At 38.1% G+C, this 14876-nt stretch carries 15 protein-coding genes and 2 pseudogenes; 15 read left to right on the forward strand and 2 right to left on the reverse strand.

Going from position 1 to position 14876, the window contains the following annotated elements:
• The first annotated feature begins 312 nt into the window (after positions 1–312).
• The 15 genes and pseudogenes from MKX46_RS23540 to MKX46_RS23610 all read left to right on the forward strand — a co-directional run bounded on the left by MKX46_RS23540 (position 313) and on the right by MKX46_RS23610 (position 12254).
• Complete coding sequence (locus tag MKX46_RS23540; RefSeq protein ID WP_230584987.1) at positions 313–630, forward strand: DUF3102 domain-containing protein; 318 nt, start codon at positions 313–315, stop codon at positions 628–630.
• 1016 nt (positions 631–1646) lie between these two features.
• A complete protein-coding gene (locus MKX46_RS23545) occupies positions 1647–2378 on the forward strand; it encodes a YiiX/YebB-like N1pC/P60 family cysteine hydrolase (protein ID WP_340931806.1) in 732 nt (243 codons plus the stop codon).
• Positions 2379–2443: 65 nt separating this feature from the next.
• Positions 2444–3616: a YncE family protein gene (locus MKX46_RS23550; RefSeq protein WP_341071860.1), complete on the forward strand. Its 1173-nt coding sequence runs from the start codon at positions 2444–2446 to the stop codon at positions 3614–3616.
• 18 nt (positions 3617–3634) lie between these two features.
• A complete protein-coding gene (locus MKX46_RS23555; RefSeq protein WP_029516574.1) occupies positions 3635–3913 on the forward strand; it encodes a hypothetical protein in 279 nt (92 codons plus the stop codon).
• 200 nt (positions 3914–4113) lie between these two features.
• Positions 4114–4446, forward strand: coding sequence for a hypothetical protein (locus MKX46_RS23560; protein ID WP_029516575.1), 333 nt, complete (start codon positions 4114–4116; stop codon positions 4444–4446).
• A gap of 178 nt (positions 4447–4624) precedes the next feature.
• Positions 4625–5241, forward strand: a pseudogene (locus MKX46_RS23565) (recombinase family protein).
• Between the two features lie 539 nt (positions 5242–5780).
• Positions 5781–7196: a tetratricopeptide repeat protein gene (locus tag MKX46_RS23570; protein WP_039269864.1), complete on the forward strand. Its 1416-nt coding sequence runs from the start codon at positions 5781–5783 to the stop codon at positions 7194–7196.
• A gap of 550 nt (positions 7197–7746) precedes the next feature.
• Positions 7747–8346 carry a C39 family peptidase gene (locus MKX46_RS23575; RefSeq protein ID WP_029516577.1) on the forward strand — a complete coding sequence of 200 codons (600 nt, stop codon included), beginning with the start codon at positions 7747–7749 and terminating at the stop codon, positions 8344–8346.
• A gap of 25 nt (positions 8347–8371) precedes the next feature.
• On the forward strand, positions 8372–8566 hold the full coding sequence (locus tag MKX46_RS23580; RefSeq protein ID WP_341071861.1) for a hypothetical protein: 195 nt from the start codon (positions 8372–8374) through the stop codon (positions 8564–8566).
• 211 nt (positions 8567–8777) lie between these two features.
• Positions 8778–9158 (forward strand): LPXTG cell wall anchor domain-containing protein, encoded by a 381-nt coding sequence (locus MKX46_RS23585; RefSeq protein ID WP_341071862.1) that lies wholly within the window; start codon positions 8778–8780, stop codon positions 9156–9158.
• 167 nt (positions 9159–9325) lie between these two features.
• A complete protein-coding gene (locus tag MKX46_RS23590; protein WP_165145182.1) occupies positions 9326–9529 on the forward strand; it encodes a hypothetical protein in 204 nt (67 codons plus the stop codon).
• A gap of 122 nt (positions 9530–9651) precedes the next feature.
• A pseudogene (locus MKX46_RS23595) lies at positions 9652–10801 on the forward strand (WXG100 family type VII secretion target).
• A 13-nt stretch (positions 10802–10814) separates the two neighbouring features.
• Positions 10815–11066, forward strand: coding sequence for a hypothetical protein (locus MKX46_RS23600; protein WP_029516580.1), 252 nt, complete (start codon positions 10815–10817; stop codon positions 11064–11066).
• Between the two features lie 140 nt (positions 11067–11206).
• Positions 11207–11755 (forward strand): RNA 2'-phosphotransferase, encoded by a 549-nt coding sequence (locus MKX46_RS23605; protein ID WP_029516581.1) that lies wholly within the window; start codon positions 11207–11209, stop codon positions 11753–11755.
• Between the two features lie 196 nt (positions 11756–11951).
• Positions 11952–12254: a YunC family protein gene (locus tag MKX46_RS23610; protein WP_318626791.1), complete on the forward strand. Its 303-nt coding sequence runs from the start codon at positions 11952–11954 to the stop codon at positions 12252–12254.
• A 148-nt stretch (positions 12255–12402) separates the two neighbouring features.
• Here the strand turns inward: MKX46_RS23610 and mtnA are convergent, their stop codons facing one another.
• The gene (mtnA, locus tag MKX46_RS23615; protein ID WP_165145261.1) at positions 12403–13512 is read right to left on the reverse strand and encodes an S-methyl-5-thioribose-1-phosphate isomerase; all 1110 of its coding nucleotides are present in this window, start codon (positions 13510–13512) and stop codon (positions 12403–12405) included.
• A gap of 5 nt (positions 13513–13517) precedes the next feature.
• The gene (gene mtnK, locus MKX46_RS23620; RefSeq protein ID WP_341071863.1) at positions 13518–14741 is read right to left on the reverse strand and encodes an S-methyl-5-thioribose kinase; all 1224 of its coding nucleotides are present in this window, start codon (positions 14739–14741) and stop codon (positions 13518–13520) included.
• Between the last annotated feature and the right edge of the window lie 135 nt (positions 14742–14876).

Here is a 14876-nt window from a genome sequence, read left to right on the forward strand (position 1 = left end):
ATAGTTGGGTATTCAACTAAAGCCTATGAAAAAGAAAACTATTTTTATCATTATCGGAGTCGTTTTAGCAATTTTTATCGTCTTTTTCCTTTTTAACTTATGGGCGATTAATAATCTGCATGTTCCTGCTCAATAACTACAATGTGTCCAAAGATATTAAGCCTTCCTTTATTGGGAAGGCTTTTTGTATTATTAAAGTGGAAGCGTGGTTAACATAATGATTACATTTAAAATAGGAGGCTTAATCGCAATTCACGAGAAACAAATAGCTGGACAGTCGCTATTTGAGATTGGGCACGACAATTGAAGCATGTGAAAGAGAATGACTTAGTTCATGGTGAGTGGGAGAAGTGGCTAAAGACAGTCGATTTTACTCCCAGAACAGCACAAAGAATGATTAAAGCATTTGAACAATTCGGAAATGCGACGACGTCGTCGCTTTTGGCAAACAGTAAAATATTTGAAATGCTATCTTTGCCTGAATCTGTAGACCGCTTAGAGTTTATTGATCAGGAACACACCATCCCCTCAACTGGTGAACAGAAAACAGTGGATGAAATGACTGTGCGTGAGCTGCGGTATGATTCAACGCTGAGACAATTTGTCTTAGGCTTCAGCTATTACATATGAGTTGAGTAAGTATGATAGAGTGTTTGAATCGATTTTCTTATTGATAATATCGGAATGACTATTATAACACTCCCACTCCGCGATTCTTGTTACGATTTACGATACGTGTTTGCTGTGTTTAAAAATGTAGATAAATAAAGGATTTTCTAATTTTTGATTTCGCACAATTTAATTTATAATAACTTAAAATTCACTTGATGCATCAAGCTTTTTTACACATTACTCCTCGATACCTACGATTGAAACCACGATGTAAAGCAATTCTTCACAAATCCCTTTATTTATCTATGTTTTAGCTATTTTTCGATACGGCAACAATTTAAAAATATTCTGGCACAATTTTGAACCACAATGACTCAAAAAACCATATGAAATAAGTGTTTTATGCACATAAGATCAATTTTTACGATTGAGCTTCGATACGGGTGTAGTTACAGACTATCTCTACAGTGCCTCCAAAATTGGTGATACCCTCATATGGTTGACACAGCGTCAACTTCCTATCCACTTTACTGAGAACATCAAAATATTACTTTCAAACTATGATTACAAATAGCTTAAAAAATGTTGATCAATTTGACTTTTATTGAATCTATGTATATAATTTGAATATATTGGATAGGAATTTTTATCCAGTAGCTTAGAATATACATTTTTAATCAAAATTAGAGATTATAGCACATGTATAGATCGCCCAAATCTATATTTACTGGTACATACTTTTTTACATAAATCTCTGTTTAAAAAAATTGATTGTTATTGGACGGTTATCCTGCCGGACATAAACAATATATTCGCAATTGCTACTTCTTACTTAGAAGGTGATTGCGTTAGCTCGTATTTCTATTTGACTTATGGAGCTAACTAACTAAATTTAACATACATCATCCTCCAAAAAATAGACATACGAGACTTTGTTATATGGAGGGACAAAAAATGAAGTATGGATAAACATGTAGACAAACTTTGAACAAGTACTCTCTTATATCAATTAAATCCCATTTGGAGGTATAATCATGAAAAATGTTCTTAGTTTAGCTTTTTCCGCTAGTCTTGCTCTAAGTATCCTTCTTCTTCCCAGTGCAAACATTTTTGCCGCCGATGAAACATCGCCTTCTTTCAGTGTTAATGACAATTCTTATCAGAAAATGAAAGATGCTGGAATGAGTGATAATGATATTGAGTTACTCCGTAAACATAATGAAAATGATCTTCAGATCCTAAAAAGCGGGGAATTGGAAGAGAAGGCATTGAATGACCAAAAAACTAGCCAATCGCTCACTGATAGCTCGGAGAATCCTAGGCTAGCAGCATCAAGTTTAGGAACAGTCGGTGATATTTTGGTTGCCTATAACGCAAGTTCGTGGGGTATTGATTTCGGATATCCAGGACATGCTGCTATTGTTTCCTTACTAAGTGGTAAAACAGTAGAATCGTTCCCAGCTGATGGAGTTCAATATCACACAAATGATTGGAGAGGTCGCTCAAATGTTTATGGAATGAGCGTTAAAGGGGCTTCGGGTTCCCAATATAGGGCAGCTGCACAATATGCAGCTAATCAAATTGGAAAACCCTATAACTGGAATTTTGTTAATCCATGGACAGAAGCTAAATTTTATTGTTCACAATTGGTGTGGAAGGCTTGGAAAACTCAGGGGATTGATGTTGATTATATAACAATTGATCCTATTGTTACCCCAATGGAAATAGCTAAATCCGGTAATACTTCAATTTACTATAGTAACTAACAAACCTAATCACTCACAGGAATATATATTTTTTCCTGTGAGTGATTTCACTAAGGGGGGACATTATGCTCTTTAAAAAAAGAATAAGAATTATTTTTGCAACTTTATTTTTACTTGGATTGGCAGTTTCAACGTTTTGGTTTACTACAACACATCATTCATTGAAAAATATAACAAAATCCGAGACATTTACTGTTGTTTATTCAAATGCAATGGATGACGGTGCAGAAATTGTGAAATACAGTAATAAAGGCGAGATTTTAGACAAAAAAAACTTAGTTAATGCCCAGTCACTTTATTATTTTGCCAAAGTAAAGAATGACTATTATTTAATGTCTGAACGAAAAAATAGACATTACATACTTAATCAAAATGGAATTCTTCAACCATTTTTTGGACCTAATAAATATGGAAAAGATAGGAATATCGGAACTTCATTTTTGAAAGAAAGCGACAATCATCTATTTTTCTCCATGAACGTGGGTATTAATCCGAGTTATTCTCCCACACAGTACACCAATGAATTGGTTTATTTCGATAAAAAAAATTTGAAATATAGAAATATTCTTTTGAATGGATATTTATTATCAACCGTTGAATACAATAATATGGCATACACTTTATATGTGAACAATAATGATAATTCTGTAGGTATTTATGTCATTGATTTAAAAACATCAAAGAAGATCAAACAATTCACTATAGAAAATCGTTTACATGGTTTAAAAGAATACTTTCCGGTAGGCCAAAATGGAGCATCACTACAAATATTTAAAGGCAAGCTTATTGTATTTCTTGATGGCAATACATCTGATACACAATTTCATCCTATAATGCAGATAATTGACCCTAAAAATGGTAAGTTGGAAAATGAAACATCTTTGTCAGATACTTCATTTTTGTTTTATGACAGCCAAATTTACAACGATAAATTATATATTCTCTCTGAAGACTTAAATTATACTATTTTCAATGACCTCAACAAAAAGCCTAAAAAGTTGAAATTAAAACAAAGCAATTCCGTCTCCGAAAAAATACAAAATGAGAAAGGAGTAATATCTGGAGTACAGTATTTTGCAGGATCTGTTTTTGTCCTATATGATTATGTCAAAAATTCTCCTGTTGATAGAATAAGGGAAATAAGAGAATATGACTTATTGACAGGCAAAGAATTACATGTCATTCCTCTAGCATTTAAATCAAACAAGGAAATGATTCGTTTTTTTCTGACTAATTAACTTTAAGGAGTGATTATTATGATTTACTGGTTATTTCCAAAACTTAATCCCCTCTTCCCTACTTTTATATTTTGCCCCATTCTGGCAATCTTGATCGGAGTATGTTTCGCCTATTTCAAAGGAAACATCTACTTAGGATTAATACTAGCCTTGCTACTGCCTCTTATATTTATTGCCACCAATTTAGAAACCATTGCAGTTAATATAGATGCTTGGCTTCTATATGGTTTTATCTACGCAATTATTACGTTTGTGGCTTATAAGATGGCGTTTTCACAGTTAGGAAAATCGAGTTAATTTTTTTACACTATTATCAATAGTCACCACGATCAAATTTTCGCACACTAACTTAGGTATAACAGGCGACGATGCATCTTTTGAGTTCAATCCAGTTTATTTGCTAATTGGAAATCATTCCGGAAATGATGGGTCTGGTTACCCGATTAAAATTTCTGAGAATGGATATGCAAATTAATTAATGAAGGGTTAGGGAAGAAGTGAAGGCTAAATTGAAATTTTTGGGGTTGGCTGCCCTTACTGTTACGTTTGCTGTAGTTATTGGTAATAATGTTTTTGCTAGTGACGATACTTCTGAAGAAATGAAGGGCGTTACAAAAGCAATAGTCCCTGACAGTGTATTAGAAGAACTTAATCATCCTGATAAAATTTATACTAAAGTTGGATTATTTATAAAAAAACCGCATTCTCTCCATGATGAAGATAAGTTCAGTCAAGATGAAGTAGTCTACGACGTTTCAAAGACTACTGATGAAACTAAAGCAATCATTCAATATGACGCTATTTACATCAAGGAAGAAGACAGTAAATAGATTTGTGTACTAAAGTATTTGAAAAGTTAAGTTGTATAATGGAATATCTAGGGCGACTTCGGTTGCCCTTTTTATTATGCTCAATTTAGCCAAGTCTTTTTCTAACACTTTGTCATATAGTATACGTTTTGACATACTTTGCTAAATGCAATTAATGACATAGTAGAGGATGATCCATATGAGTGAGATTAGACGCTATGGTTACATAAGAGTATCGAGTAAAGATCAGAATGAAGCTAGACAATTAGAATCGATGAAGGACTTAGGTATTATGGAACGTGATTACTTCATTGATAAGCAAAGTGGCAAGAATTTTGACAGACCACAATATCAAACATTAAAGAGCGTACTTAGACACGGAGACATTCTGTTCATTAAGGAACTTGACAGACTTGGACGGAATGCTAAAGAAATCAAACGTGAATGGCAAGATATAACGTATGAGATAGGTGCACACATTGTTATCCTTGTATGCCTATCCTTGACACTAGACAATATCAAAATGGTTTGGAAAAGGTTATATCTAGTATCGTGCTTGAATTACTTAGCTACATGGCAGAACGTGAACGTGAGAAGATAAACGGTAGACAATCTGAAGATATAGCAGCAGCCAAAAATAATGGTGTGGTATTTGGTCGGCCTAAAAAGGCAATAAGTGATGAGTTTATTACAGCATATGAGGAATGGAAGCAAGGTGGAATAACAGCAGTCGAAGCAATGAAGCGCGTAGAAATGAAGCCTAACACGTTCTATCGCAGGGTAAAGGAATATGAGCAACAGAAACAAGTAGGATAAATTGTTCATGTGTATGGAGCCTAGATGATTATGTCTAGGTTTCTTTGTTATGTCTGCTGATCAAATACTAGCAGGTACAATAAAAAGGACGGGGGGTATTTTACATCATAAACGTCTATTTAATTTCCAAAATTGCCCCTAACACATTCACTTTCACACTCAAGTTATTTTTTGACTCGATACCGTCCCTAATATCATTAAGGTTGCTTGTATGCCATACATCCAATCAAGGCTCAATTCATAGATTAAAACACAAGGGAATGCGAACCTGACTATTAATCTGGTACTTTGTATTGGATGAGTTGTGTTCTAATTTTTTAAATAAACTATACATCAACATAAAGACGATATCCTTAATCATGAAATCATACGTAACTATCCCAAAAGGTATCTTGAGTACTATATGAAAGGTATATGATTTTATACCAAAAGATGGTACAATCAAGATCGTTAGAGCATTTTACTACTTGTTTCACAACTACATAATAATTTTTACTATGCATCGTATTGTGAGTCTACATTGAAAGGGTGGTTTATCGGTGAAAATTACACCCACGATTAGAGCAGAATTGGAACAATATCTTAAACAAGAAGGCTTAAACCTATCGGAATTTGGACAAATTACAGGGATGAATAGGGGAATAATAAGTAGCATTGTAACAGGTAATAAATCTATGTCTATTAACCAGCTCGATCGTATTACTGAAGCTATGGGCTTACCAGAGGGTCACTTTTATGAATTGTTTATAGAAAATTACATCATTGATCATCCTCCAAATATGAGGCGAATCGAGCCGTTTTTGTATCGCTGTGCGGAGTTGGACAAGTTGGATGCGATCCGTCGAGTAGTGGGAGCCATCATGGACAATCTACTCTATTCACCCAAGCTATTTGAAATAGCGGAAGAATTGTTGTCGCAGGGACGACTAGAAGCGGCATTGATACTTTATGAGGGGGTAGCTGAAGCGGAGAGATATCAACATTCTGAACGCCTGGCAATCTGCCAATATCGTATTTTTAAAATTCAGATTAATGACGATCAAAATCAAAATGTTGGGGCGGCAGCCGTATTTGAAGCTTTTGTCGAAAGACTAGATGAAATAGACCAGCTTGACGCATTGAAGGATTTGGCTAACGTGTACAGATCATTGCGTAAATGGGATAAGGTTGATGAGATGGCGAGGAAAATGAGAGCTAAAGCCGAAATACAATGTACACTGAACCATCAACAGAACAGCCGAGAACAGATCGAATCTAGCGACAAGCTAAGTCGTCCCTTGTTTGTGTACATTGCTTATGCAGACTTGCTCTGTGCTAATGCATGTGAAGAGCAGGGTAATTATGAGCAGGCATTACACTATACATATGCCTACTCCAATTTAGATTGGGTTAGAGAGACCGATGAGGATACCCAGCACTGGATTGGTTTGTTTAAACATTGGTCACAAGCTAATATACTTGCATATAGGCTTTTATCTGGTGATGTGAGTGTGCTTCATGAATATCTAAACTTTATTGATGACTCATCAGATACGATTCAAGAAGATAGGGTAACTCAACTACTTAACATAATGACGGCGGCTAACCGTTATGAACTTGATTTAAACGATATACTTAAACGATTTGAAACAGAGATTGCGTCTTTATCTCAGCGACCATCATCAGATGATATGTATACCCAGCAAGTAATACCGGAATACTCTGCACTTTGTGGATATGAATTGGCTTATTATTATTTAGATCATGGGATGCACAATGATGGCTTTAATCATTTGTTTTGTGCAATGGTAAAAGCGCATATACTAAATAAGGAGACATATTTTATAAATTGTATGGGGTTGTTTGTGCGTTTCAAAGCCCATGCGGTATCTGAAACCAAAACAGAGTTTTACAATCTCATTGAAAAGGTGTGGTTAAACAATGTTGAAAAAAGTGGTAATGTTGATCGTTGTTAGTAGCTTTTTGTTCACCTTAGCTGTACCTATTTATCTGGATAGTCATGATGGAGGATTTCAAGTTTTTGCAACACATGGAGGAGCTTAAATACGAATTGATTTGAAAATTCGTTAAAACTGCACCCCTGAAATAGGTTTAATTACGGAACCCAATAGGCCAACGCAGGGGAACCTCAAAAATTCTATTATTAAATAGTGTTCTATTCCAAGACCTACAACTAAAGTAGGTCTTCTTTATGATTTGTTCAAACCTTTTTTTGTGAACTAATCCATTATTAACCAAGACGAGGATTTGAAGAAGGAGGTGCATTATGAAAAGGGACGACGGTTTACGTCAAAGGATGGGATACCTTCAACGTTGTGCGTAATTAAGGAAGTAGCAGGATACTGTTTTATTAAAATTGTTGATATTTTAACACTTACAGGAAAATGATTAATATAGTGCTGACTTACTATTTTTGCAATAATGTTGAATAAAATGTTATATTATTGTATTTTCTGTATTATTATTGTATTGTATTCCAAATAAGAAAAAAGGAAGTGTCATTACATGAAAAAAATAAAAATGACAGCATTTGTGCTTATGGGGGTATTAGCACTTAGTGCTATCGCTCCATTAACATCAGCCCAAGAGATCAATTCAGACAAAATCACACCTAGTTACATAGATTACAAATCTCTTCCTGTGCCTTCGCATAAACAAGAGAAATCTAATTGGTGCTGGGCTGCTACTTCACAGATGGCTATAGAACATTTAGGTGGAAATAAAACTCAATCTCAAATTGTAAAATATATTAAAGGTAGCCTCGTAAATAAGGGAGGCACGGATAAGGAAGTAAAAAGCGCGTTAGCATATGGGGGGTTGAACTCTACAATTGATAAAGAGCCGATACCCTTTGGAACTATTATCTCTCAAATAAAAAGAAATCAACCGCAATTAGCACATATCGTGTGGAAGGACGACTCTGATCTTGGACATATGTATCTAATAAATGGATATTCCGATAATACAAATTTAGGATTTCAAAAAGTATATTACAAAGACCCTGCCGTTGGTGAGAAGATGGATAAAATAGATTACTATGATGGATTTGTTAATAATAGAGATTTTAGTTGGTACAGCACTATAAACGAAATTTATGTTAATTAAAACGAGACTAAGGAGGACTGATAAAATGTATAAAAAAATAATTGGTATTGCGTTTTCTTGTATCTTATTGTTACCTATAACCGTCTTAGCGGCAAATGAGGTTCCGAAAGAAGTTGAGCAATCTATTGAAAAGGATTTGGGGAATTTCAAAGATGACATTAGAAAGAATACAGGATTTAAAATAACAACTACTAAAGAAGCGGAAAATTTTAACTCTTGATGAAGGTTTTAAGGTTTACACTGTTAATTCTAAAGCTGTTAGATCAGGGAATACAGATAGAGCTAATGACATTTTAAAATCTAAAGGGTACTTATTTTCCATAAAAAGTGGACAACAAAATAATGGTATTGTTTTTTCAGAAGATGGGAAAAGAATACGATCAGCTTATAGTGATCTTGAGTTTCCGAGTCAATTCGAAGAAGCAAAGAAATTGATTGGCTACGATGAAAGCAGCAAACTGATATATGATGATCGACTGGCTACGGTTGCTCTAATTTCTGATATAGATGGGAAGGAAGTTGTGGTTCCTCTTAGAGAGAGCGTATACATGGAATTTAAGCCATTGAAAGTATACAATTTACAGGAGTTTGTAGAGTTTCTATCTGCCAATGAGAAGGCTCGGCAAGAAGCTTCTGAAAAAAATGATTCAGATGAACTGATCTCTGGGGGGAGTCCATCTAATCTAAACTCGACTACTTCGCAGCTCATTACAAGCAAAATCAGCACAGAAAAAGTGTCACTATTTTCTATTGCAGGGTTAGCAATTATTGGTGGCATTTTTTTCGTAATTAAAAGAAGAAAAAAGTTATAGATTAATCTTGTATACAATAAACTGTGTAATAGTTTTGATATAATTAGACGGCTTGGCGGGCTGGAATTATCTATTTAAATTCAACTCAGATAATGAAGTGTTGTAGGTGGCTAGATGGATATTCCGTCTAGCCTTTTTGATTTGTGTTGAGTTGGAAAGAATCTGGAGTGAGGGATGGGAGCGCCAATCTAGAAGGGAATAATCAGCATACATATGAAAGTGCTGAGCAAAATAATTTTGGTCAGCAAAAAACACAGGCTGATATTGCACATGAGTTAAATATAACAACTCAGCAACTAAGAAACTACAAAAAACTCCTTACGCTTATCCCTGGGTTGCAAGATATGGTTGAAGATCATGGCACGTTTTAAGTCTTTAGACGTAGGTAGAAAGGTTAATCCTTCATATAACAATTAGGAATTAAGTTCATTTTCCATAAATCGGAATAGTGTTACTATGTCATAACGAATTCATGACTAGAGGTAACTAACCTATGACAACTATTAAAGTGACGCCTGAGCAACTTATGACTATCTCCAAGCAGTTTGAGTTAGCACAGCAAACGGCAACTCAAGTGAATAGCAATTTAGTAAAACAAATTTCATCTATGGGACAATTGTGGGAAGGACTGACTAAAGAGCACTTTTACTATTCCTTCCAGACCTCTTGACTTTGTTACCCTGATGGATTCTATTGCTAGGGAGTTACGTCACCATGCAGATAAATTCAGATTAGCAGATCTGATGGAAACAGGTAACATTGATGCAAGTTGTTTACCACCTCCACCGAATTCATGTGCTGTTCCTGCTCCAGATACACGAAATGCATTCCAGAAATCGGTAGATAGCTTAACTGAACTAGGTCAGGATTTTGTAGATGCTAATTCAGTACGTTATGAGAAAAAGTTTGATTCGGTTTGGAGCTTCTTAGATTATATGTCGTATGGTATTCCAAAAGGAATGTATCAAGGGTACATGGAACGAGCAGCTAAACAAAACGATTCGTGGAATGACATGCTCAATTTCAGTACATTTGGAATAACGGGTATGATTCAGGGCGCATTTAATCCTACCAATGCGTGGTCAAAGGAACATTGGGCTAATATGATTGGTACAGCAGGATTGTTTGGAGGAGTCAGCTCAGTTATTAAGCCTAAAATTGGTTTGAAACCATCTATTCAGTATGAGATTCCGAAGAATAATACGAGTTCCAGCTTACGGAATTCAATAGAATCTGAATCTAAAACAGAAGTACAAACAGGTGGGAGAAACGATCTTTCAATTGATGAATATTTTCGTAGAGAAGCTGAAGCAGATGAGATGTATGATCAAATCAGAGCTTCAGATAGTGATGTAAGAGCAATAGCTGAGAATTCTGGAATGAAGGAAAGTAGGATTCAAAGAATCAAAGAACACGTTTTCATAAAAGAACACATAAAATCAAGTGGTTATGGCAGATTTCATTCTGATTACGAAATAGCTCAAGCATGGGATAGATTACAAAAAGGGATACAAACAGAAAAAGATATGGATTTGCTTAACCATGAATTGTTTGAATCTAGATTTGAGGGTATATTTAAAACAGACTATGAGACTGCTCATAACGCTGCGGTAAGGTCGGGTCGTCCATGGGAAATAGAATAGAGGAGATTTTATAATGGGAGCATTTGTTTTACTTTTTAAAGAACATGAAGATGATACAGTAGTTATTTATAAATATGGTCCAAACGAACACACTATGGGGAAAATTCAATTAAACAAGGATACTAAGCTGTTCTCTGAAATTGAACCTTTACCAGATTCGAATCATTCAAACAAATTTTATTTTGATAGGGCTGCACAGCGGATGGCACGTTGCTTCGTTAAAGAAGGTGGTATATTTCCTGACAAGATGACATTTGAATCATAAAGTAGCTTCAGGAATACGAACCGAGCTTGCTCCATTGATAATAAAATGAGAGTAAGCTTTTTTCATTGCAATCTATCTGATTAAAGAGGAAAATTTTTATCCACCCTAGAATTAAGAGACGATTTTAGAAGGAGCATATCATGTTAACGTCAAAACAAGAAGAGAGCCTTAGTAAATTTATGAGTAAGATTCTTAGGCATACACCAGAACAGTTTGGTCTTGAGCTAGACCATGAGGGTTATTGTGACATTCAAGAACTGATTCAAGGAATAAGATCAGAGAATAGATGGTCTGACGTAAGCGAGTCGGATATCAAGCAAGTAGTAAGCCATTGTCCAAAACAAAGATATGAGATTGTTAATGGGTACATAAGAGCTAATTATGGGCACAGTGCAGGCAGATTGGATTATAAGGAGGCCACTCCACCAACCATTCTCTATCACGGTACAAACACAAAGGTAATCCATAACATTTTTACTGAAGGAATTAAGCCAATGGGCAGAAAGTATGTACATCTGTCTGAAGCCCTTGAGTTTGCAATTCTGGCAGGTAAAAGACGTGGGGAACTGGTGATCCTTGAAGTAGATACAGAAAAGGCATTGGCTAATCAAGTGAAGTTTTATAAAGCCAACCACGGTGTTTGGCTTGCCGACCTTGTGCCGCCACAGTACTTAAAAAAGTTTGAATAAAGCGTAACCCAGACCGTTAACGATGATCACCGAGACTAGATGAGAAAAAATTCGTCTGGTCTTTTTGATATCGTCTATTTTGCTGTACATACATTCCCCTCCTAATATTTTGAATGTATCCACGAGTGTCCACACTTACCCGCAAATGCCGCATAAAATATCCCGGATGAACAAAGAGGAGGTGCATGAAATCACCATGATACACATGGAACCTATTCAAGTGGGTGAGCATACATTTATCGGAGTCGAGGTCAAACTGCCTAAAACAACGCTGTTAACGATTTCTAACTCCCGTGGCTACATCATGTGTGGTGCGCTGGATGTTGGATTGCTCAATGAACGGCTGGCGGATCGGAAAATCCTGGCCGCACGAGCTGTGGGGGTAAAAACACTAAAGGAACTGTTGGAAGCGCCGATGGAGTCAGTGACGGCAGAAGCCGAGCAACTGGGGATTAAACCAGGGATGCCAGGCTATGAAGCACTATTGAAACTGGTGTAGTGAAGCCTATGTGCAATGTTGCATAAAAGTAGAGGAACAAGAACTGAAAAAAACCGGACTTTTTGGCTCCGGTTTTTTTCTATGAAAAGTTACACTCTATCGAGCAGACTATTCGGCTTTATACGAACGGTATGATCTGCAAGAACGATTAATCGGCAAACAAAGCGGGGAGGTTGTCGCTAAAGGGTGCTTGGACAATTCCTTTTTCGGTAATGATGGCGGTAATGTACTCATGAGGTGTAACATCGAAAGCTGGATTGTAGACTTTGATGCCCTGCGGGGCGGTCCGTTTACCAAAGCTTTCGGTAACTTCCTCCGCAGAACGCTCCTCAATCGGAATATCTGCGCCTGTTGCGGTCTGCAAATCAATGGTAGATAGTGGCGAAGCGACATAAAAAGGAATGTCATGCGCCTTCGCTAGCACAGCTAGGCTATAGGTACCGATTTTGTTGGCGACATCGCCATTAGCAGCGACTCTATCTGTGCCGACAATAACGGCCTGTACCCATCCTTTGGACATCACCATGCCCGCCATATTGTCACAGAGCAGGGTGACATCAATGCCTGCCTGCTGAAGCTCGAAAGCAGTCAGGCGCGCACCTTGCAGCACGGGGCGGGTTTCGTCGGCAAATACTTTGAGGTGGATGCCGTTCTCCTGCGCAAGGTACATCGGAGCGAGCGCTGTCCCGTATTTGGCTGTCGCCAATCCGCCTGCATTGCAGTGAGTGAGTACGCCCATCCCGTCCTCGAACAGAGGTAAAGCATGGATGCCGATCTGGCGGCATACTTCTTCGTCCTCTGCCTGAATGGCTATGGCTTCACGCTCCAGCCCGGCATTCCAGTCTTCGATCCGTCCTCCGCTAGCTTCAACGATGAGTTCCCCAGCCCGCTTCTTCATGCGATCCAGGGCCCAGAACAGGTTCACTGCCGTCGGCCGTGAAGTAGCCAAATGTCCGCACACGGCGTGTACATGCTCCAGCCACCCATCAGCGTCGATGCCGCTGTAGGCGGAAGCCCCCAGCACAACGCCGTAGGCCGCAGCCATCCCGATGGCGGGCGCACCGCGTACCTTCATGGCATGTATGCCATCCCAAACTTCATCAGCCGTGAATAAATCCAGCATGACAATCGTTTCGGGTAGCAGACGCTGATCCAGCATGGACAAGTGGTTGCCTTTCCACACCAGCGAAGATAGAGCCTGACTGGACACTGCAGCTTTCCCAGAGGTCACGGGCGCCGATTCTTTCTTTTCACTCATATTCATTAAGCTCCTTTAGTTTGGGCAGCTGTTGCTGTCCGAACAATGTCTCCCAGTTCCCGAATCGAATGAAGCCCGCGATTGCGAAGAACCAAGGATTTACCGATAGATAACGCCAGACGTTCCGCAGCTTCCTTGAGGTCAGGATCGGCTATTGTCTCGATATCTGCCACATGCGACAGGCTGATGATACGGCGGATCACTTTGCACCCTGCAAAACCAATCGTATCTTGCAGTACTTTCTGGAGATACAAGTCCTGATATCCCGCTGTACGTGCCATATGATCGGTGACATGCTCGTCCCACAGTTTGCGGAACCTACGCTCAAACTGCTCCCATACCTGAATGGCAGTCTCCAGAACCCAGTCGCGCCTTTCTTTTAGAGCCGTCTCACCAGAGGTCCATCCGGGCTGTGCAGCGTAGTTCAACAGCAGATTGGCGATCACCGCTCCGATATCAAAGCCCATGGGTCCGTAGTAGGCAAATTCAGGATCAATGACTTTAGTCGATTCGGTCGTTACAAAAATGCTACCAGTATGAAGGTCACCGTGCAGAAGCGTTTCGGTTCGTGTCAAAAACTTTTCTCGCAGCAAAGCCACTTCCAGATGAAGCGCTTGATCTGTACGGAGTGCCTCTGCTTCGTCTTCGATGTACGCACCATAGTTGTTATTATCTGAGAACCGATACGGTTCATCCAGAATCAGATCCTCAGTTATTTTGCAGAGATCCGGGTTGATAAAACGTTTGACTAGGTCTTTTTTATCCTGCTGATTCATGCCCAAATCTGAGGTGAAGAAGAGCGTGCGTGCCAGAAACTCCCCAATATGATTAGCGAAATATGGATATGTGTTTCCTTCTATTAGCCCCTTGCGCATGATGGTGTGGGAGCTAAGATCCTCCATCACGGTCAATGCAAGCTCATCGTCATACGCCAGTATCGCAGGAACCAATTCGGGGCAAATGTGGTGCTCCTGCTGAAGGGCCTCGCGTTCAATACGGGCACGATCCAGTGAGAGCGGCCAGGATTCACCCACAATTTTTACATAAGGAAGTGCCTGCTTGGCAATGATACTCTTGTTAGATTCAGAATCCGTAATATGAAAAACCAGATTTAGGTTACCATCACCGATTTCCCGGCATTCCAGACGAGCTTCCTGACTAAAAAATCCGGGGATGTTCTTCACGAATTCGATTGCTTCTTCAGTCGTTAAAGGATGATATTGGGACAACGAAGTCACCTCCATAAATTGTGCACATGTAAATAGTCTGGGAATATCACAATATTAAACCAAGTATTTTGATAGGATAGAGAAAGTATAACGAAAATCATTGAAGTTTTGTACATTTTTTTTATGGAGGATCGA

Origin of the sequence: Paenibacillus sp. FSL P4-0113, assembly GCF_038009305.1 — a bacterium.
In the GTDB taxonomy this organism is placed as follows: Bacteria; Bacillota; Bacilli; order Paenibacillales; family Paenibacillaceae; genus Paenibacillus; species Paenibacillus polymyxa_D.

What these genes read in the sequence shown, in the direction of transcription:
- MKX46_RS23605 (WP_029516581.1), top strand. Translation starts at nt 11,207, where the DNA reads ATGTTAACGTCAAAACAAGAAGAGAGCCTTAGTAAATTTATGAGTAAG.
- MKX46_RS23575 (WP_029516577.1), top strand. Translation starts at nt 7,747, where the DNA reads ATGAAAAAAATAAAAATGACAGCATTTGTGCTTATGGGGGTATTAGCA.
- MKX46_RS23610 (WP_318626791.1), top strand. Translation starts at nt 11,952, where the DNA reads ATGATACACATGGAACCTATTCAAGTGGGTGAGCATACATTTATCGGA.
- MKX46_RS23600 (WP_029516580.1), top strand. Translation starts at nt 10,815, where the DNA reads ATGGGAGCATTTGTTTTACTTTTTAAAGAACATGAAGATGATACAGTA.
- MKX46_RS23550 (WP_341071860.1), top strand. Translation starts at nt 2,444, where the DNA reads ATGCTCTTTAAAAAAAGAATAAGAATTATTTTTGCAACTTTATTTTTA.
- MKX46_RS23545 (WP_340931806.1), top strand. Translation starts at nt 1,647, where the DNA reads ATGAAAAATGTTCTTAGTTTAGCTTTTTCCGCTAGTCTTGCTCTAAGT.
- MKX46_RS23580 (WP_341071861.1), top strand. Translation starts at nt 8,372, where the DNA reads ATGTATAAAAAAATAATTGGTATTGCGTTTTCTTGTATCTTATTGTTA.
- mtnA (WP_165145261.1), bottom strand. Translation starts at nt 13,512, where the DNA reads ATGAGTGAAAAGAAAGAATCGGCGCCCGTGACCTCTGGGAAAGCTGCA.
- MKX46_RS23555 (WP_029516574.1), top strand. Translation starts at nt 3,635, where the DNA reads ATGATTTACTGGTTATTTCCAAAACTTAATCCCCTCTTCCCTACTTTT.